Below are 25886 nucleotides of genomic sequence, written 5' to 3' on the forward strand. Positions count from 1 at the left end.
TTTCCTTATTGATTTGCAGTACGTTTTCCTGCAAAAGGAGTTTTTAACGCTTCAGCCTCAAGGCGAATTAACAGAAGCCCAGCTTACTACGCAAGATGGGGTAGAAGGTTTGCTGGTAGGGGCCTATGGGTTACTCAATGGCAATGTAAACGGAACTTATGGCAATTATGGCGCAGCGCCAAGCCAATGGTTGTTTGGCGAGGTGGCTTCTGATAATGCACACAAAGGGAGTGAGATTGGCGATCAGCCACCAATGAATGCCATTGAGCAACATGCGCCAACCAGTACAAATGATAATTTATCGAATATTTGGGACAGGTGTTTTGAAGGGATCCAACGTTGTAACAATACCCTTAAAATTCTGGCCAACCTCCAGGCCGGACAAGGTACCGCAAAATTTAGCGATGCCCGCGCAAAGGAAATTCAGGGGGAAACCAGATTACTTCGGGCGCACTATTATTTCTTTTTGGTACGGATATTTAAAGTTGTGCCATACATTACAGAAGCCACAAGCGGTACATTTGTTCCGAATGATAAAGATATTTATCCAAATATTGTAGATGATCTTCAGTTTGCTGTTGCCAATTTAAGCACAACTAAACCAAAAAATCAAAAGGGCAGGGTAGATAAATATGCTGCTCAGGCTTATCTTGGAAAGGTATTTTTATATCAAAAAAAATATCCTGAAGCCTACGATTTGTTGAATGCTGTAATTTTGGCAAAACCATCTCTGATTGATATGCCCTATTCCGATAACTTTGATATCACTAAAGAAGACGGACCAGAAACCATTATGTCTGTTCAGCATTCTGTTGGAACAGATGGTACTGGCGGAGATAATGGCAATGTAGGCGATATACTTAACTTTCCTTATGGAAATGCACCTATTAACTGCTGCGGTTTTTTTCAGCCAACTATAGATTTAGCCAATTCATTTAAAGTAAGTGCTGTAGGGTTACCGCTATTGGATGGCAGCTACCGTACTAATCCATATAAATCTGATTATGGGTTAACCGAAGCAGATAAAATAAATTATGCTGTAGACAAGACCTTACCTTTAGATCCAAGAATTGAATCGACAATAGGAAGACGCGGTGTTCCATATCGGGATTGGGGTATAATGCCTGGCGATACCTGGATTCGTGATGCCAGTAATGGCGGTCCTTTTCTGGCTGTTAAGAATACCATTGATGTTGCTCAGATTTCGAGCGGAACTGCACCAGGTACCACCAATGTAACCGGATTAAATGTGAATCTGATCCGTTTAGGCGATGTTTATCTGATGGCGGCAGAATGTGCGGTAGAAAAAGGCGATTTAGCCAGGGCCTTAACGTTGGTAAACGCAGTGAGGGCCAGGGCAGCCAAAATAACGCCCAGAGATATAAACGGTGTGCCGGCTGCGGCTTACAAAGTTAGTGAGTATGTATCGTTCCCAAATGATACTTATGCCAGAAATGCGGTACGTTTTGAACGCAGATTGGAATTGGCAATGGAAGGCCACCGGTTTTTCGATCTTGTGCGTTGGGGCATAGCCAAACAAACCCTTGAGAGCTATTTTGCTTTTGAAGGCGGATACTTTAATTACTTAAAAGGCATCACCATCGAAGCCAGGGACGATTATTTTCCTTTACCTCAGGATCAGATTGATAGAAGTAAAGGCACACTCAAACAGAGTCCGGGATATTAGGATACTGATATAAATAAAATACATGGGTGGAGTAATGGTATTAAATACTGGTATGCCCATTCATGTATTTTTACTTAATTAATCTTTAATTCAGGCTAAAATCAAAAGTCATTTTTCGTGGCTGCTGTTGTTGCATTTCTTGATTTAGCTTATCTGCCATAAGATTAAATTCTATGTTGTTGATCACTTCATTGTTGGCTAACCACACCAGGTTCTGGTAGTTTTCTTCAAGGGTACAACTGAAATTTATTTGCCCATATTTATTAAGTAAAAATGTATTCCTTGTTACTTTTAGCACCTCAATAAAAGCGTTAACTTCTGCTTTGGATGGTTTGTTCTGTAAAAATTCGATAGCTTCTACATTGCCATATTTCACTAAATAAAAGGTCCGTTTATAAGTGAGTAAAAACAAAATAAAGAGTATCAGCGATATTCCAAAATAGAACAAGTATACTGAGCTATCAACGCCTTCTCCAGTATGTCTTAACAAGTATAATAATACGGAAACCAAGCCCAGTAATGTTGATGAAAATAGCAGTCCATAAATGCCCTTGTTATCTTTATAAATTCTTGTGCCAACATTTTCGTATGCTAATAGGTACTCTCCCGAACGGAGCAGGCTCTTATGTTTTACCTGAAGTCCTTTTTCGGTAATTAAAAATGATTTATACCTTAACCTTAAGTCTTTTTGTATAATTGATTCATTCATATTTATTAGATTGCATCGACTCCCAACTCAAAACGCTTAACGCCAAACTATTTCTCCTCCTTAAATCTGCTGAAAACCAAAAGCGCGATTAAACACAGCCCGAAACCTACCACGCCATTTAACCTTAATCCATAATCATTGCCCGGATCTTTGCCGTAAATGGTAAGCATGGCGAAAATGGCAATACCCAGGGTTTGTCCGAGTTTTACAAAAAGGTATTTGACAGCAAAAACATTCCTTCGTGGTTTTCACCTGTTTCTAAAGTATCTCTTTGGGCGATATCAGCCAGAATAGCCGTAGGTAAAATGCCTAGAGCAGCTAATGGAAACGATGCCGATAATACCAAAATATAAATCTGTGTATGCGGGCCAAAGGGTAATTTGCCTAAAAAGAAAATGGTGACAAAGATTAAGCACAACACGCCAAAGGCAAGCAATACAAAAGGTTTTTTGCCTATTTTAGCCGAACCAAAATTAACCAGCGGATAAAATAACAAAGAAGCCAAAACCATGGCGCCCATAAATTTCCCGCCTTCCGATTCCGGCAGGCCCAATAAAACGGTACAGAAAAATAATAAACCGCTCGAAATAATGCTCAATGCCGTGTAAAAAGCAAAATCAGATATCAGGTAATATTTAAAATTGCTGTTTTTAAAGGTGCTCTTAATTGCTGGCCATAAAGGCACATGAGTAGGTTTCGCAACCGAGAATTCCTTTTCGTTGATGAAGAAAATAGGCAATAACATCACCAGTCCGGATAAGATACACAAACCCCAAATTGCGATCTGGATGGCTTCGCTGCGGTTGGCTACATGAAAATGAGTCTCAACCAGATCGGCAAAGTTGTTGGTGCAAGCCGATAAAATGATTCCGATTACAAAACCAACCTGCTGATAACTGGAAAGCTTAACTTTTTGTCTTGGTGTGTTGGTTACTTCTGCCAACAGCGCGTTATAAGGAATAATATAGGTAGTAACCGATACAAAAAATAAACAAAGTGTGACGGTTAGCCACCAGGCATTGTGCAGGCTCTCCGTTTTTTGGATGGGGTAGAAAACCAGTCCGCAGAAAAGCATGGCCGGAATAATGGCCCATTTCATAAAAGGCATCCTGCGACCGTTTTTATTGGTACTCGCATCGCTCTTTGAGGCTATGAAAGGATCGTAAATGGCATCTACCAGCCTGCCTGATGCAGCAATAATAGAAAGGATATTAAACGCACCCAACAAAACAAGCTGTGGCACCAAAGGTGGTAAGCCAGCATTACTTGGGGGCAGATAGAAATAGGGAAGCATTACGATGATGATGTTTGTCATCGTGCTCCAACCAATCATACCGGCAGCGTAAGCAATTTCTTGTTTTAAGGAGAGTGTTTTGTTCATTAATTATTTAAAATTATTTTATGTTTAGCAGATTTATTTTACTACGGTTTGCCTTAAATCATAAACCCGACAGCAGCGGAAATACTTTTTGTAGCTCCTTCGACAGGCTCAGGATGACAACAACAAAAAGATTGTAGCGTATGGCGGGACTATCGAAACCGACCAGCACTGCAATTGCTTTTCAAATTAAAACTATTTTTTATTAAACCACCTGCTTACAAAATAAATCGCCAGAAAGCCTGCAAAAATATATAATCCGTTCAGCGCCGCATTCGGATCATCGGCATAAATGCTAAAGGCCACGAAAGTATAAGCCGCAATAAATATAATAGGCAATATAGGATATAAAGGAACAGTATAGATAGTTTTTTTATCAAGATTTGCTGTTCTTTTTCGAAGGATGAAAATTGTGGCAGCCGAACTGGCCCATACTGATGCTCTCTAAGAAAATGGTATAGTTTAAAATCTTATCGAAGGTTTTGGCATAGAAAATAATCACCACTGCAATCAAGGTGAAAACCGTTAAGCTAATCGTAATTACCTCGGTTTTTCTGTTCATCCTGCTGAATATTTTTGGCAGTGCACCTTCTTCGCCCATGGCAAACATCGCCCTGGGGTTGCTTAACAGATTTACATTTACATAACCCATTACAGAGAAAAATATAATTACCGAAAGTGCGTTAAATCCTGCCGGGCCAAAGATTTTTGAGGCCAATATCGCGGCTATACTTTCTGCCGATTTTAATGCTTCGAAACCGATTACCTTTACATACACATAGTTGATGGCCAGGTAGAGCATTACAATAATGGTTAAGCCAATAATGATAGCACGTGGGATCACTTTTTTGGCTTCTTTCACTTCGCCACCAAAGTTGATGGTTTGTGCATAACCTGCATAAGAAAAAGAAACGGCAATTAAGCATAGGCCTAAAGCTTTTCCATAATCAGACCAGGTTGGCAAAGCGCCAGCTGCTGTTTTAAAAATTGGTGTAACTGTTTGCGTTTGTCCGCCAAAAAATACTGCGCAAATCAGCATTAAAATCATTCCGATTTTAACTACCGTTAATACATTTTGCGTTTTAGAACTTGCTTTCAAACCGAAAAGGTTAATGAAATAGAATGTTAAGATCGTAATAATGGCAATGGCTACCCGATAAGTTTCTGTTTGCTTGTCAACCGGTAAAATAATTTTACTCAGGTATTCTGCCCCAATAATTGAGATTGCTGCTACAGAAGCTGCGCTCGAAATAATCACGATACAATTAATGGCAAATGCAATGGATGGGTGATAAGCGGAAGAAAATATTTTATAATACCCGCCCGTTACCGGAAAACGAGAGCCAATTTCTGCATAAGTTAATGCACCGCAAAAGGCTACAAAACCACCGATAAACCAGGCCAGGTAAAACAGTTCGGGAATCTGGGCCTTAGCTGCTACGTTTACAGGTGTGCGGAAAACGCCCATCCCAATAACCAAACTCACCACAATCATAGATAAATCGAAGAGCGAAAGCTGTTTCTTTTGTTGCATTAAATAGAATTTTGAATATGGGATGAAGATAGGGAAATTATGGAAGATGTAAGAGGGAAGAGGGGGATTGACTTATGGTCTTTTGGTTCATGATTGATAGCTTAAGGGGTTATCAATAATTGCCTATAAAAACCATGAACCATCAGCCGCTAGGCTATTGACTATTAGCCATGAACTGAACTATTAACCATAAAACCATGAAGTATCTGCAATCGCCCTGCTATCTGGCCATCGTCCATCTTACCTAATACCTCTTCCATCTTTTTGTGGAAATTTTATTTTGCGAGCCTCACAGAATAAATCTATTATTGTATAATAATTCTGAAGAGCGTATTTAAAAATATTTTTATTTCAATCATCAGGGTTATTTCTACAAATTCTTCATCGCTTTGCAGGCCTATAAATGCAAAGTTTTTCACTGAAGAACAGATAAATACAGTATGGCAGAAGTAATTTATAACGACGACAGTATTCGTTCACTAGATTGGAAAGAGCACATCAGGCTTCGTCCGGGAATGTACATTGGTAAACTTGGCGATGGTTCTGCACAGGATGATGGTATTTACGTTTTGTTAAAGGAGATTGTAGATAACTCTATTGATGAGTTTGTAATGGGAACGGGGAAGACCATCGAAATTACACTATCTGAACAAAAGGTGAATGTGCGCGATTATGGTCGCGGTATTCCATTGGGCAAAGTAATCGATTGTGTAAGCAAAATCAATACGGGTGGTAAATACGATAGCAACGCCTTTCAAAAATCTGTTGGTTTAAACGGGGTAGGTACCAAAGCCGTTAATGCACTATCTACCAGTTTTACCGTACAATCTTACCGTGATGGAAAAACGAAAAAGGTAGAATTTTCTAAAGGCGAAATTGTAAACGAGCAACCTGTTATCGATACCACTCAGCGCAATGGTACCGCAATTACTTTTTATCCTGACGAAACCATTTTCAGGAACTACCATTACATTCCTGATTTTGTAGAGAGCATGGTGTGGAACTATGTTTTCTTGAACACGGGTTTAACCGTAAATTTTAACAACCAGAAATATTTTTCAGAGCGAGGCCTGTACGACCTGCTCTCTAAATTTAATAAGCCAGAAGAAATCCGTTACCCGATTATTCACATGATTGGACCGGATATTGAAATTGCCATGACCCACGGTCAGCAATATGGCGAAGACTACCACTCATTTGTAAACGGACAACACACTACGCAGGGTGGTACACACCAGGCGGCCTTTAGAGCTGCAGTAGTGAAAACGGTTAGAGAGTTTTTCAAAAAAGAGTTTGATGCGGCCGACGTACGTTCGTCCATTATAGCGGCAATTTCTGTACGTGTGCAGGAGCCTGTTTTCGAATCACAGACCAAAACAAAACTGGGTTCGCAGAATATGGGACCGGAAGGACCATCGGTAGCTACTTTTATTAACGATTTTGTTAAAAAAGAGCTTGACGATTATCTGCATAAGAACCCAGATGTTGCCGATGCCTTGCTGAAAAGAATTATGCAATCTGAGCGTGAGCGTAAAGATATTGCAGGCATCAAGAAACTGGCGAATGACAGGGCAAAAAAGGCGTCCTTACACAATAAAAAACTGCGCGACTGTAAAGTGCATTTTAATACTACGCACGAGAAACGATATGAAACTACCTTGTTTATTACCGAAGGAGATTCGGCATCGGGTTCGATCACAAAATCGCGCGATGTAGATTGTCAGGCCGTATTTAGTTTAAAGGGTAAGCCGCTTAACTGTTATGAGCTTACCAAAAAAGTAGTTTACGAAAATGAAGAATTTAACCTTTTACAGCACGCTTTAAATATCGAGGATGGTTTAGAAGGATTGCATTATAATAATATTGTGATTGCAACAGATGCTGATGTAGACGGTATGCATATCCGTTTGTTAATGATGACTTTCTTCCTTCAGTTTTTCCCTGATCTGGTAAAAGCTGGTCATGTTTATATTTTACAGACGCCGCTTTTCAGGGTTCGGAATAAAAAGGAAACCATTTATTGTTATAGTGACGAAGAGCGTAAAAATGCGATCGAAAAACTAGGCAATAAACCAGAAATAACGCGATTTAAAGGTTTAGGCGAAATTTCGCCCGATGAATTTGGATTATTTATTGGAAAAGATATCAGGTTAGACCCTGTGATTTTAAAAGATCAAACCATTAAGAGCCTGCTCGAATATTACATGGGTAAAAATACGCCAGACAGGCAACAGCACATTATCCGTAACCTGAGGGTAGAGAAAGACGAGGTGACTGAAGAACCTAAAGTGATTAGTGAAGAGGTAGCATAAATCCTTCGACTCTGTTACCATTGACGGACTCCAATGGAATGGTCGTCATCTCGACTGTAGCGCAGCGAAATGGAGAGATCTTTGTACCAAGTTATTGAAATCTAATTTGAAAGATTTTGCTTCGCAGAGCCTTCGGGTTCTCCACTGCGGTCGAAATGACGCCCCTTGTATATCTGTCATCAACCTCCGATGTATTTGAAAATTCTAACCTCTACCAATGACGGACTCCAATAGAATGGTCGTCATCTCGACTGTAGCACAGCGAAATGGAGAGATCTTTGTACCGAGTTATTGAAATCTAATTTAAAAGATTTTGCTTCGCAGAGCCTTCGGGTTCTCCACTGCGGTCGAATTGACGATACTTCGAGATCATTCACATGAAATTGCAATAGCACTATTCTCCAGCGTCTTTAAGAATTTGTAAAGTCAACCAATCAGAAATCCTGAAATTAGTTTGCTGTATTTTTGTGACATAGGGTTTAACAGCGGGAATAATGCCATTAAGTTTTGCGCTAAGTATCACGCCAATTGTACCTGTAATATTAAGCTCAAGCTTTTTAGCAAATCTCCTGGCTTTCGCATCATCTATAATAAGTAAATCTGCACGGATTTCTGTTGCAAGAGCCATTGCACTCGCTTCGCCAATATCTACAGTTTCAGCATAGTCATATAACAAGCCACGATTCAATACCGCTCTTACGTCAACCCAATCAGGTAGTCTTTTGCCGAATTCAGCAGCTATTTCGGGAGTTGTTATTACCTGCTTGTACAGGGAGTGGAGTAAATTTATACCATCTATTTTGTCCAGCGTAATGAAACAGCTAGCATCGGTAATGACAATTTTATCCTTTAAGAGCATTTCTGAATGTTTCAAGATCTTCAGTCGCACCTTCGTCGAGATAATGGACATTATACTTGATCAGGATTTCAGCAAAATCCCATTTTTTCATCTGGCACATTTCAGCGGCTTGTCTTAAGGTAAGCTTACCTGCTTCATATAGTTTGGCTGCAATAAGGCGCGTTGTCTCATCATGCTCTTTCTCAAGGGCATCAGGAACTTGTATGGTCATTGTAGTCATTATATAAAGATACAGATTATTAAAATTTAAAACAAAATGTACGCTGATAGGTTTACTACTCCAATTTTAAAAGTAAGGATTTATCTGCCGTGGTCGAAATGATGGTTTATATCAATCTGTTATTCAGTTATTTATATTCTAAAAAAAGCATTTGGTAATGATGATCGTTTTTTGAAAAGATTCTGAAACAAGTTCAAGATGACGGCTATAATCTCAAATGGTAATTATTCCTTAGGGGCATTCACCGTATCCTCCGGATGTTGCGGTGGCAGTACATCTACCTTTTTCTCTACGATGGTAATTTTGGTGAACACTGCATATTTACTAGGAGAGATGCCGTTATCATATTTTTCGGCATAAGCCTGGGTAAATTCTGCCCCAAAATACAAGATAATAGATGTATAATAAATCCACAATAAAATAACAATGATAGAACTGGCGGCGCCAAAAGCAGAACCTGGATTACCTTTTTCGATATAAATCCCGATCAGGTATTTACCTAAACTGAAAAGAACAGCAGTAAATAATGCGCCAATTATTGCCGATTTCCAGCGGATGATCACATCTGGTAATACTTTAAAAATAACAGCAAATACAGCGGTAACTGCTGCCAGTGTGATGACGTTGTTCAGGATATAAATAATCAGCGCCATGGTATCATTTGCAACCGGAATAACTTCGTTTATATTGCTCCTTGAAAGCAGACTGGCCAATTTAGAACCCAAACCCACCACTACACTATTTACAACCAGCGATACCAGTAATAAAAAGCCCATCGAAACAATCAACGAAAATGATAATAATCTGTTGGTCAGCATTTTTATCCAACCCTTTTGGGTACAGCCTTTACTTTCCAGATCATATTGATACTGTCCTGAATTTCTATGAAAATGGCCGTCGAACCTATAATCAGCACCACAATACCTACTATTAAACTAAAAGTAGACTGACCTGTTTTATTGGCATGTTCTACAAAACCCTGTATTTGGCCGGCAGCATCTTTACCAACCAGTTCGGTAACCTGTCCGAAAAATTTCCCTCTTGTTTCTTCATTTTTTTTATCGCCTAAAAATAAAGTTGCAGCCGACAGGAGGATAATGATTAGCGGCGTAAGTGAAAAAATGGTGTAATAGGCAAGTGAAGCACTTAATTTAGTGACCCTATCTTCAACAAAACCTTTTCCTGCAGCAATAAATAGGTGATAAAGCGCAATAAAGAAGTTTTTGATCCTGGTGATTACTTTCATCGAAAAATTAAAACGGATATCCTATTCCTATGTTAAAAATTAAATTTTGTCTGCGCCAATCTTTATTGCCAAAGGCAATATCATCAAATACCCATCTTTGTCCTTCGGGTAGGTATGGCTTGCGAACAGGGAATGCCACATCTAACCGCACTACAAAAATTGTAGCATCTACACGTAAACCTGCTCCGGTACCTACGGCCAGTTGGTCAAAAGCATTACTTAATTTAAAGCCAGACCCTAATCTCGCCGTCTCTGGTTTGCCAGGTTCTCCCAGATCTTCTTTCCTTAACCAGATATTACCTGCATCTACAAATAATGCACCATAAAGCACACTTACTATCTTAAACCGAAGTTCTGAATTGAGCATTAATTTAATATCACCACCCTGATCTGCAAAAAGCGCAGTGTCTGGTACCTTGTAAGTACCCGGACCTAACGTACGTGCCGGAAAGGCCCTGATATCGTTGCTACCCCCTGCAAAAAACTGCCTTACAAATGGTAATGAAGTACTATTGCCATAGGCATAACCATACCCCAGGTTTAAACGGTTTGCCCAGATCAGGTTACGATTGATTTTGTAAAAATCCCTAAGATCAGCCTCAGCCCTTATAAATTGAGTTAATGGCTTATTTAAGAAAGTTTTTTGTCCTTTATCATTAGTTGGGGTAAACAAACCCCAAACGTTGCCGCCCGTTTCCAAACCACCATAAAAATAAATATTATTACGGCGTTTAGTTTCCATCTGGTTGGTGTAGGTAAAATTGTAGCTACTTCCGATGATAAACTGCTTTTCTAAGGTAGTTCTCAATAAAGGATTTTGCGCATATATCCTTTGTTCTGTTGTGTCAGAAGGGAAAGTAGTTGATACATAACTGATTGATATAGGATTAAAATTGTGCTCTTTATATTGATTTTCTCTAAAATTGTAACCGTATTCACCCTTTACTGCATGTAAAGTATACTCTGAACCCCGGTTGAGCATTTGATAAGATAGGGTTGCGATGGTTTTTGGAATGAATGCGTTTGTGCTATTCGGTTTATAAAAAGGAACAATAAATCTTGGGAAGGTTAACTTTCCCTCAGCTGTTAACGATAATGAATTCCGCCCTAAAGAAGTTCCTTTAGTTTGTGTCTCAAAACCACCGCTCACACTTATATCCAGTTGTTCGGCATTTCTAAACAAGTTTCTGGTAGTTTGCGTAACTTTCACTTCAGAACCTACAAAATTGTTCGATTTACTGGTACCTGTAACGGAAAAGCTCAGCGAGTTTTTCTTTAGCGGAGTAAGGTAAATGTTCAGGTCCAATTCGTTATTCTTGAAGCTATCAACTGGTAAGAACTCAGCCCTAACATCCCTGAAAGCACCAACATTCACCATCCTGTTTAACGATTGATTATGATCTTTACGGTTGTAAGGTTCACCTTTCTGGAAGAAAACCAAACGATCGAACAATTTTGGTTTAAAGGTGTTTCGGTCATCGTAAATACTGAAATCGTGATATTCTAGTGGTTTTAGCTTTCTTAATATGGTATCTCTCCTTAAGCTATAGCTAGGGTAAATATTAATATTCCTGATGGTGTAAGGTTTCAATCCGGCATCAGGCGCAATGTCTTTAACTTTGACGGTCACATTTACCAGATTTTTACCAATAGTACTATCAATCTGCATAATCAGGTAATCAGGACTGAAATAGAAATAACCCTGCTCTTTAAGGTCATTATCGATCCTAATACGCTCATTTTTATAATTATCAAGGTCATAGTAGTCGCCTACTTTTAATAAAGTTTTATCTTTGTTCTGATTGATGATTTTGGTTAAAATTCCACTATCAGGCGGGAAGGTAACTTTATTTATTTTATATCGGTTACCAGTTTCTGCAGTGTAAACGGCTTTACCTTTTTTATCTTTCACTACAGTATCGCCGGTAACAGTGGCCTGTAAATAACCCTCGCTGATTAAATAACTGGTAAGAACATCATTATTGTATTTTAGTTTTACCTCGCTAACCAATACAGGTGGTTCGCCTTGCTTGCGTAGCCAATTTCTAAAACCTTTTGGCTTTTTAGGTTCGCCCGCCAGGTTATAAATGCCGAGTTTATATTTTACACCCAAAATGGATTTGTTCGGGCGGGGTCTTGTTTTGCTTTCTAAATCACGCTTTACCTGTTTTTCGTCATCAATTTTGCCTGATGAATCTGCATTGATCTTTACTTCAGCACCTGTATATAAATGTTGTCCCGGCTTTAACGATTTGGTAGAGCTACATGCAGCCCAAACTAAGCAGGCCAGTACAAATAAAATTGGTCTAATTAGTTGTTTCATTTTTTGGTTTTTGTTCAATGTTTCTTCTGTTGCGTTTTTTCTGGAAAATCTCTTTGAATTTATTGTAATCGACTACGAGGGTAAAACCTAAGCCAGTTTCGATAATCTGCCCCTGTACAATTACGTCATTTTGGTTGCGTCGGTAAGCCCTTAGTCTGTATCTTCCATCAGCTGATAAAGCATATTCAACATTTACGTTCCCGCCGATATCTGTCGATTTTTCGCCCGGTGCCTGCGGTCCTTCCAATGCGAAAGAACTACCCACCGTTACTGTGAGCCTATCGTTCAATAATTTTTTAGATAAACCAACTTCCAGGTCTGTTTTCTGTTGAAGTGATCCGGTAGAATAATCTTCTGAAGAATTTACCCCAAAGTTCAATTCTACACCTTGAATTAAATCGGATGCAAGATTATTTAACTGCTCGGTTAATAATTTACTTACACTCGATCTTGCCAGGGTAGAAACACCACCGCCACCGCCCGCCAAACTTTCAAAAGGATTGTTTGCGATAAACCTGTTCAAGGCCAATAGTGCAAAAACCTGTTTATTTAACTCACTTTCGTCACGGTTTACATTGATTAGTTTGGTATAAACCGTTCCATTTAAGGCGCCACGTTCATTTTCCGGCAAATCAAGTTTGAAAGAAATGATCGGTTTCAACAGTTCACCTTTCATCATTAAATAAACCTGGAAAGGCAGTTTAGTTTTAGCCTGAACATTATCCGGCTCATTAATCAGATCGATAGGAGCCGCGTTTACTTCGTACAATGCCGTTAAATTGACATTTGCCGAAGTAGGCTCGCCCGTCCAGATAATGGTACTTCCTTTAACCAGTTTAAATGCTTTTTTACCCAGCGGACCAACCGATAAATTATAAGAACCATCAATAATTTCGTAACGGCCTGTTAAACTGATTTTACCGCTCGGATCCATAGTGGCATTAAGATCTGCCTCGCCTTTAATATTCAGGGCATCGCCATTTGACGGATCTACCACAACATTAAGTTCGGCCTCAGGATCGATGGTGATAGCTGCAACCAGGTTAATCCCTTTCATAGCAGCTTTACTTACGCTATCTACTTTTAAAGCCTTCTGACCGTTAAATGGTGGGGCATCCGCATCGATAAATTGCACAATTCCCTCCTGATCAATAATAGCAGGATCGCTTGATGGCAAGGCAAAGAAGAATTTGGTGCCTTTGTTTACCCTGATGTTCATGTTTACATCGGGCTGGTTCAAATCGCCGCGCACTTTTATATCACTGGTTAAAAATACAGTTCCATAAATCATATCATTATCTGCCGCAGTGGAATTGATGGCTCTGAAATTGTTCATTTTGATATCTAAACCAAAACGGTAATTTTTAAAATCGCTGGTATAAACTTTTCCGTTGATGGTTGCTTTTTGATTTAAAGAATCAATCAGGGTAAAGTTGTTAAAACCGATGCCTTCATTTGTAAACGATATTTTCTCATTCGGCATACGGAAATAGGAGTTTACATAAGCCACTCTAATCCCTGCATTATTGAAAGTTAAATCACCGAGTATTTTAGGGGCCGTTAGCGCACCTTTAACAGTAAGGGCGCCAGTTAAGGTACCTGTGCCGTTTTTAAGCTGACCAGCAGATAAACTTTCAATGTTTTTCATTTCAATTTTATCGATGTTCACCGTAAGGTCTAAAGCACTTTGAGGTGCGGTATAATAAAACCCATTTACCCTTAACTCATGCACACCAGTTAATGCTACGTTTACTTCAAAAGCATTTTCGGTATCGTTGTTTACGGCTAAACGTAAGGTACCCAACTGATCTTTCTGATAGCGCAACTGATCGATGGTTAGGTTGGCTTCAAATTTTGGTGTGCTGGCCAGATCTTTAACATTTGCGGTTCCGTTTAAACGGCCACCAACCAGCGTAGTGTCGGTTTCTGCAAATTTGGTTAAGGTTTCCAATTGGAAATCTTTAAACGCTACAGCCAAAGGTGCATTAGGTTGGGTAGGGTTGCTGTTGATGGAAAGTGACTGCCCGCTGTTGCTGATCTGAAATTGGTTAACCAATATACCTGATGCGCCAAACTGAATGTAATTATCCTGCGAAACCACCCATTTTTGATAATCGAGCAATAACTTTTGAGGATCTAAAGTGAATTTAAAATCTTTATTAATGGATTGAAAAGTGCCACCAATTACATATTTATTTTTGAGCTGCCTATCGCGTAGGAAAATGTTAACGCCTAAATTATTGTTAGCCGCATCGCCGCTTACCTCGGTATTGAAAAGTGAAATAGATGGACTTTGAAGGCTTTTAACGGTTAAACTATAATCTAATTTATCGTTATCGTTATTGATGTTTAGAACCGTGGTATCTACTTTGAAATCGCCATAAACTACCTGCGGGAAATTACCTTTGAGCTGCAGGCTGTCTTTTTGCGTATCAATCAATCCGTAAAACTGTGATTGTTTAAATACTGTTAATTCAGGCACAAAATTCTTTAATAGTTTAGAATCATAAACCTGGACAAAAAATCTTAAACGCTGATCGGGAACCTTAGTAACAGTACCAAAAGCATAATATTTATTGATTTCGTTAATTATTGCACTACCCACTTTGGTCAGTTGGTATTTGCCGTCAATTTTTGCTGAAAGTATTTCAGATTTAAGGGTCAATTCGTTTTCCATTGCGGTAGATTTTGCACGGATTGAAATCGTATCAACATTAATTCTTTGTTTATCTTTTACCAGTTGTAAACCCGTAACATCAACCGATCCATTTAAATAATCGGCATCCGCAGTAGCCAAATCTACTTTAACCACTCCGGCAGCACTTAAAACTGTTGGACTGAAGTTTAAAGCCTGGAGGTTTACCTGTTTTAAATTCAGATCAGCCTTTACCGCAGGATATTTGCCCGCCATATTTACTTTCGCGTCTAAATTAAAATTGGCGTTGCTATCGGGCATGCTACTTTTAATGCTGATGTTCTGGTTGCTATAATTTCCGGCAAGGGTTAAATTGCGATAGGTATATTTATTATAATAAGCACTTAACACCTTTGCATTAAACTTCGCATTGATTTTTTTAGGATCGAGTCCTGTACCCGCCACATTGGCCTTAACTGAAACGCGGCCTAGTTTAGGTTGCATTTTTAACAGCCTGCCCACGTTGAAGTTGTTTAAACTGACGTCTGCCTTGTAACTTTCTTTACCCTTAGGGCCATTCATGCCTGCAACCACCACAGCACCACCCATATCAGTATTGATGTTCAGGTTGGTGTTGAAATCAGTCATCGAACCTTTAAAATTACCTTTTGCATCGATTACGTTAGGCAGTTCGATTGAAGGGGAAGAGACTTTTTAGGTACAGCCACCAAAATATCACCTTTGGTAACATGAATTTTTTTAATGTTTAAATCCAGAAAGGTTTTTTTTATATCAGGCAGCCCTTTTGCTTTTCCACTGATATCAATCTGTGTATTTTTTAATCCGCTGATCTGCAGTTTCGGAATATTGAGGTCGTTTAAATAGCCGTTAACATCAGCATTGATTTTTATTTTTTCGTTGCGGTAATTGGCCGGTACGGCAGTGCTAAAGTATCCGGCATCTTTTAAACCAATGATGGTATTTTTAAGGGTAATATTCAGTTTTACACGTTCAGGGTGTTTGGTTAAATCCTCCATTGAGGTGAAATTTAATTCTGTAGCATTCTCAATTGAAGTATTTGGTGTTTTCAGGATAAAATTGCTCAGCTTGATCTGTTTATCGTTATATACCGCATCACCACGTAATTCGTCTAATACAAATCCGCTTTTTTCTTTTAGTGATCCGTTTTTAACATTAGCTTTGATACCTGCGGCGCTATAACTTACATCACTTGCCCCCAAGTTAAGCTGGTTAATTTTAAGGTGGTTAAAATCCATTCCCTTAGGTGTTGGCTTTGCACCCAGATTATCAAACTGTACATCGTTATCAGCTAAACTAATGTTCTTAATTATTAAACCCAAAGGCGATTTTTCGGGAACTACGGTATCTTTAACCTTCTTTAAATCGTTGCCTGGTACTGGCTTAAAGGCGAAAAGAATATTCGATTTATTTAAATGTGCATCATCAACTGAATATTTGCTATTGGTTAAATCTACATTCAGGTTTACCAGACCAAGATCATTTACATCAGCAACTGCTTTGGTGGTCGAAATCTGGTCGTCGTAATTTACCTTTACATTGCTGAAAACAAAATTTTGTACTTCGATCAACGGCAATTTACCCTGCTTTTTCTCTGTACTATCCACACTATTGGTGATGTGCTGAACCAATTTAACTAGTGGCTTTTGCTGTAAATAACGAAGCGAAGTATTCACCAGACTTAATTCTTTAATTACATAGTGCTGATTGGCCAGATCAAAATCTTTTATTTTGGTTTTAAATGCGCCTAGATATAATTTAACATCGTTGCCTGCAACATCATCGCGATAGTTAATGCCAATATCTTCAAACGAAACTTTATCAACAGAGAATTTGAGGGTAGAAGTAGTATCTTTCTTTACGTTCTCTTCTGGTTTTTTCTGATCGCTTGCAAAAGCATCCACCAGGAAAGAGAAGTTAAATGTTGTGTCAGGACTGATACGCTTCACATTTGCACGTACATTTTTTAGTTCAATGTCATTGATCTCAACCGTATTTTTTAACAGCTTAAATAAACTGATGTCTACAGCAAGTTTTTCAGCATATAATAAGGTATCCCCTTTGCGATCTTCGATGTAGAATTTGTTTAAGACCACGTCTTTCGGTAAAAGCAATTTTAATGCTTTCTAAGCTTACTTCTGTCTTGGTTTTGTTTTTAAGGTAGTTTATAGCTTTGCCTTTAACAAAATTCTGAACGGCAGGGATATTTAAAGATAGGGCTACACCCACCACCAGAATGATGATGGAAGCAATTACCCACAATAAAATTTTAAGACTTTTGCGTACGTATTTATTCAAAGCTAAAGGTGTTTGGTGTTTGATAAATGCCAAAAGCATGCCGCTAAAATTAATTTTAAGGCATGTTTTACTAAATAATACAAAAAATAACTTAAATTGTTCGCCCGCTATAAAAATTTAACATTGGCGGTTTCATAAATAGTTAAAAATGAATTCAATAAATCTAAATATAAGTTTTGAACAATACTCGGGTATTTCAGAATTAACATTAGCTGATAGAACCCTTTGTGAACTTTCAGAACAGGCTTTAAATACTTCTTACTCTCCCTATTCCAGATTTAGGGTGGGTACAGCAATCCGTCTGGCCTCGGGCGAAACCATTCTGGGCAGCAACCAGGAAAATTTAGCCTATCCATCAGGACTCTGTGCGGAGCGTGTTGCACTTTTCAGTATCGGTTCTACTTATCCGGATGCGGTGATAGAAAGCATGGCAATTACAGCACAGACCGATAATTTTGAAATTTTAAAACCAGTAACTTCTTGCGGAGGCTGTTTACAGGTAATGGTAGAATTTGAGCGTAAACAGAATGCACCTATAGAGGTGATTTTTTATTGCTTAAACGGAGAAGTTTTAAAAGTACCCAGCGTAAAGAGTTTAATACCATTTGCTTTCGTTGAGGATAGGTTGGAAAGATAAAGCAATATCAGACTTTCGATGATATATTAAGTTAATCGTCATTACAACCGGAGTGCAACAAAGTCGAGAAATCTATACAATTAAATTTTTCCACTCCGTGTTGCTTCGGTCGAGATGACGATTTCTACTTTAATCTACCGGTTGCCATCTTACCTACCACACTTATTAAACTATTCTCTATATTTGGGTTTTAATCATAATGAAGCACCTCTACATCCTTATTTTTTCGGTTTTTCTTTCTTTTAAGCTGCAAGCTCAGGACTTACTTAAAAGTAATGCGGTTTATAAAATAGTTTACTTCCGTTCATCCGATGGGAAACCAAAAGAAGATCGAAATCCCGCTGTGGTAATGGCTTCAGCAAAGCAGAACTTAATCAGCAATACGTCCATTCTTGATCATAAGGCAAAATATCCTTTCGAACAAAGCATCGTAACCAAACCAGATCAGATTTTATTTCAGGTGGCTGATTTAGGAGCTAATAATCAGATTGCCACTGCTGATAGCGCTGCAATTGTTAAGCAGGTTTTTGAGTTTGGTACAGAAACCAAAGTAATTTTGGGCTATACCTGCAAAAGAGCAACAACAGTGGTAAACTCTAACCGTATCGATTTATGGTACACCAGAGATGCTGGTATAAAAGCTGCACCAACCAGTTTAGGGCAAAACTTGGGCCTAGTTTTGGAGCAGGTTCGTAATGGAAACAGTTATGTAACGGCTACAAAAATTGAAGAAGTTAAGAAAGCACAGACTATAGATCTACAAAAAATAAGTGCTAAACTTACCGATGGATTAACGTATAAAGATTTGCTTTGGAAAAGCAGGTTTACCACGATAAGTGTTTTTAATAACGAAACGATTAATTTTATAGATAAACCGCAATCAAACGATTCTGTATTCCGCTTTGCTGGTGGAACTGTAATTGCCAGAAAGATTAAATTCCCTCAATTGACCAACCCAAATGTATTTGTCGATTTAACCGAACAATCAAACGGTGATGCTTATGATAGAACAGGATCAGTATTTATCATCCCGACAGATAAGCAGATCAGTTTAATGGATGCGCTTAAAAATTCCATTAAAGACCTACCGGTTTACGACAATGGTAATGGAAAGAAATACCAGGGGGTTGTTGCCACAGCAAATTATAATCCTGTAATAGAATTGATGCGTTTTTTTACCCCCTTTGGTGTGGGCAAATACAATAATTTAAAATTGAAGGATAAAAATTGGGCTGAAAAGGTTTACTATAGACAGGATATCTCGGAATTGTTTCCACTGGTAAATGACAAAGAAGCCTGGGTAGCAGTTTTCGTTGGTAATTACGATAAAGGTGGCCATAACGTTTCTTTAAATATAACCCTGCACAACGGCGGAAGGCCAAAAGAAGCGAGGGGAGTGATTTTTCCTTTATTCAATTCGACCAATGTAATGGAAATGTCCGGACAGGAATATGCAACCATGTTCAGTAGTGAAAAAGGTTTGGAAGTTTCTTTTACTTTAGCAAAAGATTTAAAGGATGCGAAATTGCGCTACATTACCACCGGACATGGCGGCTGGGGTAATGGCGATGAGTTTGTGCCACGGAAAAATACCATCTGGCTGGATGAAAAAGTGGCATTCGCTTTTACACCATGGCGCCAGGATTGCGGTTCGTACCGGTTGTCGAATCCAGCTTCAGGCAATTTTGAAAGCGGACTTTCTTCGTCGGATTTAAGCCGCTCTAATTGGTGCCCGGGTACGGTTACCAATCCGAACTGGATTAGTTTGGGTGATTTAAAAGCCGGTACGCATACCATAAAAGTAACCATCCCGATGGGTAAACCAGAGGGTGGCAGCTCTAGCGCCTGGAATGTTTCGGGCGTGTTGTTGGGGGTGGAATAACCAAATGATTTGTCATCCTGAACGCAGTGAAGGATCTTTTTCCTGCCTCTTTTTACCATATCAGGCATAAGGGGATATAAGTTCGGCTGACCCTATAATTGTTTTTTTATTTTTACTTTTCAAATAGCGTCTAGGTGTGGTTTTATGCACCCTGTAACCCTAAATAGGACCACAAACTATTTTTCTAAACCGGATTGCAGTGGAGATACTTTTTGCTACCCTGGGTTGAGCTGGAGCATCAAAAAGATCGCATCTGAAAGCCGGAGGAAACACTTAATAAAACTTACGGAACCCTGCTTTCCGAATCAACACAAACAAATTTAGATTTCGGCAGGTGAGACACCAGCCAATAGGATAATATTATTTTCTAGAGATGGGTACCAAGCGATCGTCATTTCGAGCGGAGTGCAACGCAGTCGAGAAATCTATCTAGATAGATCTCTCCGTTCCACTTCGTTTTAGTTCAGATGATGACTTTTCACATCGCAAAATGTGAATAACCTCTCTTCACTCGGTGTAATCATTTTTATTATATTTACGGCTGCCAATTTTTGTAAATAAATGAGTGAAGAATTAGATCAAAACGTAAACGAAGAGCACAAACATACCATAACCCCAATCAATGGTTTATACGAAAACTGGTTTCTCGATTATGCGTCTTATGTAATTCTGGATAGGGCAGTTCCACACATCAACGATGGATTGAAACCCGTTCAACGACGCATTATGCACTCTTTAAAAGAGATGGATGATGGACGTTTCAACAAAGCTGCTAACGTAATCGGTAACACGATGAAATACCATCCGCATGGTGATGCCTCAATCGGCGATGCGATGGTACAGATCGGTCAAAAAGATTTATTGATTGATATGCAGGGTAACTGGGGCGATCCGGTTACGGGCGATAGCGCTGCGGCACCACGTTATATTGAGGCACGTTTATCAAAATTTGCCAATGAAGTGGTATTCAATCCTGATACCACTGAGTGGCAGTTGAGTTATGATGGGCGTAACAACGAACCGATCACTTTACCTGTAAAATTCCCTTTGTTATTGGCACAAGGGGCTGAAGGTATTGCCGTGGGTTTGGCCACCAAAGTAATGCCGCACAATTTTATCGAGTTACTGGATGCTTCAATAGAGGCACTGAAAGGTGTGCGTCCAAATATATTGCCTGATTTTTTTACAGGCGGGATGGCCGATTTCTCGAATTATAATGAGGGACAGCGTGGCGGAAAAATCCGGGTGCGTGCAAAAATAACTGAAAAGGATAAAAAGACTTTGGTGATTACCGAGGTTCCGTTCAGTACCACAACGGGTTCTGTTATCGATAGTATTTTATCTGCCAATGATAAAGGCAAAATCAAGATTAAAAAGATTGAGGATAACACGGCAGCCAGTGTAGAAATTGTAGTGCACCTGGCACCAGGTATTTCGCCTGATGTTACCATTGATGCATTGTATGCCTTTACGGCCTGTGAGGTTTCGATTTCACCAAATACCTGTATTATTCAGGGTGATAAGCCACTCTTTTTGAGTGTGAACGATATCCTGATTGAGAATACCAAACACACTAAAAATTTATTAAAAAGGGAACTTGAGATCCGCTTGCACGAGTTGCAGGAGAAAATTTTCTTTAGTTCGTTACTTAAAATATTTATTCAGGAGGGGATGTACAAAAATCCTGAATATGAAAACTCATCCAATTTTGAAACCGTAGTTGAGGTATTACACATTTTATTCGATCCGTTTAAACCATCACTTTACCGCGAAATATTACCTGAGGATTTTAAAAAGCTGATTGATAAGCCAATGAGTAGCATCACCCGTTTTGATGTGAAAAAGGCCGATGAGCAGATGAAAAACCTGGAAGATGAGATTAAAGTAGTTAAAAACCACTTAAAACACCTTACCGATTACGCCATTGCCTGGTACCAGAAGCTGAAAGATAAATACGGTAAAGGTAGAGAACGTAAAACTGAAATCCGTTTGTTCGATAGGGTAGAAGCATCTAAAGTGGCACTAGCCAATGTGAAGCTGTACATGAATAAGGAAGATGGTTTTATCGGGACGGGGTTAAAGAAAGATATCCATGTTGCCGATTGTTCGGATATAGATGAGGTAATTGTTTTTCGCGAAGATGGTAAATGTATCATTACCAAGGTTGCTGATAAAACCTTTGTAGGTAAAAATATTATACACGCACAGGTATTTAAGAAAAATGATGAGCGTACCATTTACAACATGATTTATAAAGATGGTGCAAGTGGTACATCATATATTAAAAGGTTTGCCGTAGTTGGGGTAACACGTGATAAGGAATACGACTTAACCAAAGGATCAAAAGGATCCAAGGTATTATATTTTACCGCGAACCCGAATGGTGAAGCTGAAGTAGTGAACGTTGGCTTGAAACCGCATTCTAAATTGCGTAAACTTCAGTTCGATCAGGATTTTGCAGAGGTGGCTATAAAAGGGCGCGGATCTCAGGGAAATATCATTTCAAAATATCCGGTTAAAAAAATCGTTCTGAAGAGCAAAGGCGTTTCTACCTTATCAGGACTTAAAATCTGGTACGATGATTTATTAAAGCGCTTAAATGTTGATGGTCGCGGAAAATACCTGGGTGAATTTGATGGCGATGACCGCATTTTACAGGTACATAAAGATGGCTACTACGAGTTAAGTTCTTTCGAACTGAGTAATCACTTTGATGACGGATTAATCTTGATTCAGAAGTTTGATCCTGAACAGATTTTTGCCGCTGTTCATTTTGAAGGAAAAGCGCAGAACTATTTTATCAAGCGTTTTGCATTCGAACTGCAGGCTAACGGGAGAAAAACTATTTTTATTAGTGAAGAGCAGAAATCGAAGTTGCTGTACCTTACTTCAAATCCGGCTGCGAAAATTATTGTTGATGTTTTAAAAGGTAAAACCCAAATTCCGGAAACATTGGATTTAACCTTAGCTGAATTGATTGATGTTAAAGGGTTAAAAGCAAATGGCAATCGATTATCACCACATGATGTACAGAAAGTAGTATTAGAAGAGCCTGAAGTAATTGTTGAGGAAGCTGAAGAAACCAGTGTTGATGAAAATCAGGATGATGGGATAACGGCTAATGAGGCGATTAGTAATGAAGAAACGGCAACCGGTATTGAAATAACCAATATTGAAGCGACCGATACTACTGTTATGGATGGAGCTGTTGTTGTACAGCCAAAGCCAAAATTCGAACGCACCGAAACACCTGTAGTTAAAGCTGATCAACCAGAGCTAAAAGAAAAACCAAAGCCAGCAGCCGAACCTGTTAAAAAGGAAGAAATTAAAACCGAAGAGAAACCCGGGATAGAAGAAAAACCTGGTAAGAAGATAGATTTCGAAATCACCAATCCGGATGATATCGATATTGATGATAAAGGGCAGTTGGGCTTGTTTTAAATAGACTTGAGAGTTGTCAACTCTAATGGCCTGGCGGCAAGAGAGTTGACAACTCTTCACATTTCAATCAAAACATTTCATTTTTAAACCTATATTTGCCTTGCTCAAAGGGGTGCTTTTTGGTATTGCAATTTCTTTTGCTTCCAACTTGCTGAGATTATACCCATTTTGAGGTGAAAGGTAGATAGGTAGAAGGCAGAGGGTTTTCCCCTTTACCTTACAACCCTCCATCCCTCAACCTTAAATGAACCTGATGCGGGTAATGCCGTCGTAGGAAGAGGTTAAAATTTACAAAACTGTTTCGCCCTGAAAATAGTAGCTAATTGTTTTTTTACCGGCTGCAAAGCAAATTATTGTAAATGAATTTTCAAGATTGGTTTAAGCTTTTTCAGGAGCAAATTTTACACACCTCATTAATCGAATGGCTGGCTGTAGGTTTCGGCGTATCTGAAGTTTTACTGGCGAAGAGGAATAATATCTGGCTATATCCAACTGGGATCATTTCTATTTTATTGGTGATGAGCTTACTATATAAAGCGAATTTATATGCAGAAATTGTACTGAATGTTTATTATTTGGTAATGAGCGTGTATGGTTGGCTAATTTGGAAAAATCAGGAAAATCATCACCATAAGGAAGTTCTATGGTCAACAAGAAAAGAATTACTTATAGCTGTTTTAATTTCTGTGATAGGATTCGGAATTTTCTACACCGCTCTAATCAATTTGCCTGAACATTTTGTAATTGCTAAAATAGATATTTTCTTTACCAAATCGGATGTTCCAATCGCAGATGCCTTTGTTTCTGCATTTGCATGGGCAGGTATGTGGCTGTTAGCCAAACGCAGAATAGAAAACTGGATATTCCTGAATATTTCGAATATTGTTGCCATTCCATTACTGTTTCATAAAAAGCTCCCACTCATGGCCTGTTTAACTACGTTTTTGTTCACCGTAGCTATATTTGGATTTTTTGACTGGAAGAAAACCATTAACAAAAGCAAACTTAAGTTGGCTTAATTACATACTACACAAAAAAATCATGAGTGAAATATTGGCAACTACCTGGCAGGAGAAAGTAAAAGCTTATGCCGCACTTTCTGAAAAAATGGGTAAACTTCATCCCGAAATTTTAGAACTGGCCTATCAGGAAAATTGGTTTAAGCTTTTTGTGCCTGAAATTTATGGAGGACCAAATAAAAAACTTCCTGAAATTTTAAGACTGGAAGAAGAATTGGCAGAAGCCGACGGAAGTTTAGGTTGGACCATTACACTTTGTGCCGGTGCTGGCTGGTTTGCCGGGTTTTTAAATCCAGGGTTGGCCGCAGAGATTTTTGCTGACCATGAAGTTTGTTTTGCAGGAAGTGGTGCTATTGGTGGAGTGGCCATTAAAACACATCGGGGTTATCTGCTCAATGGAAAATGGAGTTATGCCAGTGGTGCATTACATGCTACTATATTTACCGCTAACTGTACACTTAAAAACGAAAATGGCGATGACATCTTGGATGAAAATGGAGTGCCGGAAATTAAGTCATTCATTCTTAAAAAAGAGGAAGTAAATATTTTGCCTGGTTGGTCTTACTTTGGCTTAATAGCTACAGGAAGCCATGCTTTTGAAGTTTGCGATTTAAACGTTGAAGAAAATCGGGCTTTTAAAATTAACCAACAAATTGAAGTGGCCGATTCCGGCTTTGATTATCCTTTTTTACAGCTTGCAGAAACTACGCTAACGGTGAATAGTTTAGGAATGACCAATCATTTTATTAAACTGGTAGAGCAATCATTTTACTCCCGTTCTGGCTTAGGAAGGTATAACGAAGCACAAATTTTGTTTTTTAATAGTGAACTTAACCGTTGTAAAGAAGAAGTAATAAATCTTCGTACAAAATTCTATCATACGTTTGATAAATCCTGGAATCAGTTAATGAGTGAAGGCAAAATTGCTGAGGATACTTTAATAGAGGTGAGTTCAATCAGTCGTAAATTGGCTCATACCTGTTGGAAGTCGGCAGCTAATTTATTTCCGTATTGTGGTCTAGAAGCAGCCAAAAAGGAGTCAGAAATCAACAGGGTTTGGAGAGATATTCATACGGCTAGTCAGCATGCCTTACTTACTTTCGAAATTTAATTATTCCAAAAGCTCCGGCTTAATTTTATCTCTAAAATCAATAGCAAACTTATTCAGTTTTGGTTGTATTACAAAGGCACAATAAGGCTTTCCATGATTGTTATTGAAATAGTTTTGGTGATAGTCTTCAGCCTCATAAAATTCGGCTATGGGAGAAATTTCGGTTGTTATGGGCTTTTCGAAAATATGTTGTTGTGTTAAATCTGCTATTATTTTCTCCGCCTGTTTTTGCTGATCTTCATTTTGATAAAAAATCACCGAGCGGTACTGTGTACCCACATCATTACCTTGCCTATTTAAGGTTGTTGGGTTATGGGTTTTAAAAAATACCAATAGAAGTTCACTAAACGAAATAATACTTTCATCGAATACGACTTGAACTACTTCTGCATGTCCGGTATCACCATTACAAATTTCCATATAAGTAGGATGCTTTAAATCTCCCCCATATAGCCTGATGTAACCTGGCTAACGCCGTTCAATGTCTGAAAAACCGCTTCGGTACACCAAAAACAGCCTCCGCCAAATGTTGCTATTTGCATATCCTACATATATA

Annotated in this window: 18 protein-coding genes and 2 pseudogenes; 7 read left to right on the forward strand and 13 right to left on the reverse strand. The window is 38.8% G+C overall.

Features of this window, described 5'->3' with window-relative positions; all coding sequences use genetic code 11:
* The first annotated feature begins 13 nt into the window (after positions 1 to 13).
* The gene (locus ACQ86H_RS05555) at positions 14 to 1687 is read left to right on the forward strand and encodes a RagB/SusD family nutrient uptake outer membrane protein (RefSeq protein ID WP_431294097.1); all 1674 of its coding nucleotides are present in this window, start codon (positions 14 to 16) and stop codon (positions 1685 to 1687) included.
* A gap of 85 nt (positions 1688 to 1772) precedes the next feature.
* On the opposite strand, the gene ACQ86H_RS05560 is transcribed toward ACQ86H_RS05555, so the two are convergent.
* From ACQ86H_RS05560 to ACQ86H_RS05575, 4 genes are all read right to left on the reverse strand, one after another.
* A complete protein-coding gene (locus tag ACQ86H_RS05560; protein ID WP_138818309.1) occupies positions 1773 to 2396 on the reverse strand; it encodes a hypothetical protein in 624 nt (207 codons plus the stop codon).
* A 205-nt stretch (positions 2397 to 2601) separates the two neighbouring features.
* Entirely contained in the window at positions 2602 to 3777 is a 1176-nt protein-coding gene (locus tag ACQ86H_RS05565) for an MFS transporter (RefSeq protein WP_431294098.1), read from the reverse strand.
* Positions 3778 to 3969: 192 nt separating this feature from the next.
* Positions 3970 to 4113: a hypothetical protein gene (locus ACQ86H_RS05570; protein ID WP_431294099.1), complete on the reverse strand. Its 144-nt coding sequence runs from the start codon at positions 4111 to 4113 to the stop codon at positions 3970 to 3972.
* Between the two features lie 37 nt (positions 4114 to 4150).
* A complete protein-coding gene (locus ACQ86H_RS05575; RefSeq protein ID WP_431294100.1) occupies positions 4151 to 5308 on the reverse strand; it encodes an APC family permease in 1158 nt (385 codons plus the stop codon).
* 440 nt (positions 5309 to 5748) lie between these two features.
* Between ACQ86H_RS05575 and ACQ86H_RS05580 the strand changes: the two genes are divergently transcribed.
* Positions 5749 to 7620, forward strand: a complete 1872-nt coding sequence (locus ACQ86H_RS05580) for a DNA topoisomerase IV subunit B (RefSeq protein ID WP_138818306.1) — start codon at positions 5749 to 5751, stop codon at positions 7618 to 7620.
* A 394-nt stretch (positions 7621 to 8014) separates the two neighbouring features.
* Here ACQ86H_RS05580 and ACQ86H_RS05585 read toward each other — a convergent pair whose 3' ends face one another.
* From ACQ86H_RS05585 to ACQ86H_RS05620, 8 genes and pseudogenes are all read right to left on the reverse strand, one after another.
* The gene (locus tag ACQ86H_RS05585) at positions 8015 to 8494 is read right to left on the reverse strand and encodes a DUF3368 domain-containing protein (RefSeq protein WP_210419387.1); all 480 of its coding nucleotides are present in this window, start codon (positions 8492 to 8494) and stop codon (positions 8015 to 8017) included.
* A complete protein-coding gene (locus tag ACQ86H_RS05590) occupies positions 8463 to 8690 on the reverse strand; it encodes a UPF0175 family protein (RefSeq protein WP_246862639.1) in 228 nt (75 codons plus the stop codon). The genes ACQ86H_RS05585 and ACQ86H_RS05590 overlap by 32 nt, the downstream gene beginning before the upstream one ends.
* Positions 8691 to 8923: 233 nt before the next feature.
* The gene (locus tag ACQ86H_RS05595; protein ID WP_431294101.1) at positions 8924 to 9517 is read right to left on the reverse strand and encodes a YihY/virulence factor BrkB family protein; all 594 of its coding nucleotides are present in this window, start codon (positions 9515 to 9517) and stop codon (positions 8924 to 8926) included.
* Between the two features lie 2 nt (positions 9518 to 9519).
* A complete protein-coding gene (locus tag ACQ86H_RS05600) occupies positions 9520 to 9945 on the reverse strand; it encodes a YihY/virulence factor BrkB family protein (protein ID WP_431294102.1) in 426 nt (141 codons plus the stop codon).
* A 145-nt stretch (positions 9946 to 10090) separates the two neighbouring features.
* A pseudogene (locus ACQ86H_RS05605) lies at positions 10091 to 12268 on the reverse strand (BamA/TamA family outer membrane protein); the annotation flags it as partial.
* Positions 12252 to 15551 (reverse strand): translocation/assembly module TamB domain-containing protein, encoded by a 3300-nt coding sequence (locus ACQ86H_RS05610; protein ID WP_431294103.1) that lies wholly within the window; start codon positions 15549 to 15551, stop codon positions 12252 to 12254. The pseudogene ACQ86H_RS05605 and the gene ACQ86H_RS05610, both read right to left, overlap by 17 nt.
* 29 nt (positions 15552 to 15580) lie before the next feature.
* Positions 15581 to 17038, reverse strand: coding sequence for a hypothetical protein (locus ACQ86H_RS05615; protein WP_431294104.1), 1458 nt, complete (start codon positions 17036 to 17038; stop codon positions 15581 to 15583).
* Complete coding sequence (locus ACQ86H_RS05620) at positions 16980 to 17279, reverse strand: hypothetical protein (RefSeq protein ID WP_431294105.1); 300 nt, start codon at positions 17277 to 17279, stop codon at positions 16980 to 16982. The genes ACQ86H_RS05615 and ACQ86H_RS05620 overlap by 59 nt, the downstream gene beginning before the upstream one ends.
* A 109-nt stretch (positions 17280 to 17388) precedes the next feature.
* Here ACQ86H_RS05620 and ACQ86H_RS05625 point away from each other — a divergent pair, with 109 nt between their 5' ends.
* The 5 genes from ACQ86H_RS05625 to ACQ86H_RS05645 all read left to right on the forward strand — a co-directional run bounded on the left by ACQ86H_RS05625 (position 17389) and on the right by ACQ86H_RS05645 (position 25330).
* Complete coding sequence (locus tag ACQ86H_RS05625; protein ID WP_138818302.1) at positions 17389 to 17877, forward strand: cytidine deaminase; 489 nt, start codon at positions 17389 to 17391, stop codon at positions 17875 to 17877.
* Between the two features lie 199 nt (positions 17878 to 18076).
* The gene (locus ACQ86H_RS05630) at positions 18077 to 19759 is read left to right on the forward strand and encodes a PNGase F N-terminal domain-containing protein (RefSeq protein ID WP_246862637.1); all 1683 of its coding nucleotides are present in this window, start codon (positions 18077 to 18079) and stop codon (positions 19757 to 19759) included.
* A 561-nt stretch (positions 19760 to 20320) separates the two neighbouring features.
* A complete protein-coding gene (locus tag ACQ86H_RS05635; protein WP_431294106.1) occupies positions 20321 to 23200 on the forward strand; it encodes a DNA gyrase/topoisomerase IV subunit A in 2880 nt (959 codons plus the stop codon).
* Between the two features lie 359 nt (positions 23201 to 23559).
* Entirely contained in the window at positions 23560 to 24219 is a 660-nt protein-coding gene (pnuC, locus tag ACQ86H_RS05640; RefSeq protein WP_138818300.1) for a nicotinamide riboside transporter PnuC, read from the forward strand.
* Between the two features lie 22 nt (positions 24220 to 24241).
* Complete coding sequence (locus tag ACQ86H_RS05645) at positions 24242 to 25330, forward strand: acyl-CoA dehydrogenase (protein WP_431294107.1); 1089 nt, start codon at positions 24242 to 24244, stop codon at positions 25328 to 25330.
* On the opposite strand, the pseudogene msrA reads toward ACQ86H_RS05645, so the two are convergent.
* Positions 25331 to 25872, reverse strand: a pseudogene (gene msrA / locus ACQ86H_RS05650) (peptide-methionine (S)-S-oxide reductase MsrA).
* Positions 25873 to 25886 lie beyond the last annotated feature (14 nt).

Source organism: Pedobacter sp. P26 (genome assembly GCF_050632135.1).
In the GTDB taxonomy this organism is placed as follows: domain Bacteria; phylum Bacteroidota; class Bacteroidia; order Sphingobacteriales; family Sphingobacteriaceae; genus Pedobacter.

What these genes read in the sequence shown, in the direction of transcription:
- ACQ86H_RS05560 (WP_138818309.1), bottom strand. Translation starts at nt 2,396, where the DNA reads ATGAATGAATCAATTATACAAAAAGACTTAAGGTTAAGGTATAAATCA.
- ACQ86H_RS05565 (WP_431294098.1), bottom strand. Translation starts at nt 3,777, where the DNA reads ATGAACAAAACACTCTCCTTAAAACAAGAAATTGCTTACGCTGCCGGT.
- ACQ86H_RS05575 (WP_431294100.1), bottom strand. Translation starts at nt 5,308, where the DNA reads ATGCAACAAAAGAAACAGCTTTCGCTCTTCGATTTATCTATGATTGTG.
- ACQ86H_RS05580 (WP_138818306.1), top strand. Translation starts at nt 5,749, where the DNA reads ATGGCAGAAGTAATTTATAACGACGACAGTATTCGTTCACTAGATTGG.
- ACQ86H_RS05590 (WP_246862639.1), bottom strand. Translation starts at nt 8,690, where the DNA reads ATGACCATACAAGTTCCTGATGCCCTTGAGAAAGAGCATGATGAGACA.
- ACQ86H_RS05595 (WP_431294101.1), bottom strand. Translation starts at nt 9,517, where the DNA reads ATGCTGACCAACAGATTATTATCATTTTCGTTGATTGTTTCGATGGGC.
- ACQ86H_RS05600 (WP_431294102.1), bottom strand. Translation starts at nt 9,945, where the DNA reads ATGAAAGTAATCACCAGGATCAAAAACTTCTTTATTGCGCTTTATCAC.
- ACQ86H_RS05610 (WP_431294103.1), bottom strand. Translation starts at nt 15,551, where the DNA reads ATGACTGATTTCAACACCAACCTGAACATCAATACTGATATGGGTGGT.
- ACQ86H_RS05620 (WP_431294105.1), bottom strand. Translation starts at nt 17,279, where the DNA reads ATGCTTTTGGCATTTATCAAACACCAAACACCTTTAGCTTTGAATAAA.
- ACQ86H_RS05625 (WP_138818302.1), top strand. Translation starts at nt 17,389, where the DNA reads ATGAATTCAATAAATCTAAATATAAGTTTTGAACAATACTCGGGTATT.
- ACQ86H_RS05630 (WP_246862637.1), top strand. Translation starts at nt 18,077, where the DNA reads ATGAAGCACCTCTACATCCTTATTTTTTCGGTTTTTCTTTCTTTTAAG.
- ACQ86H_RS05635 (WP_431294106.1), top strand. Translation starts at nt 20,321, where the DNA reads ATGAGTGAAGAATTAGATCAAAACGTAAACGAAGAGCACAAACATACC.
- pnuC (WP_138818300.1), top strand. Translation starts at nt 23,560, where the DNA reads ATGAATTTTCAAGATTGGTTTAAGCTTTTTCAGGAGCAAATTTTACAC.
- ACQ86H_RS05645 (WP_431294107.1), top strand. Translation starts at nt 24,242, where the DNA reads ATGAGTGAAATATTGGCAACTACCTGGCAGGAGAAAGTAAAAGCTTAT.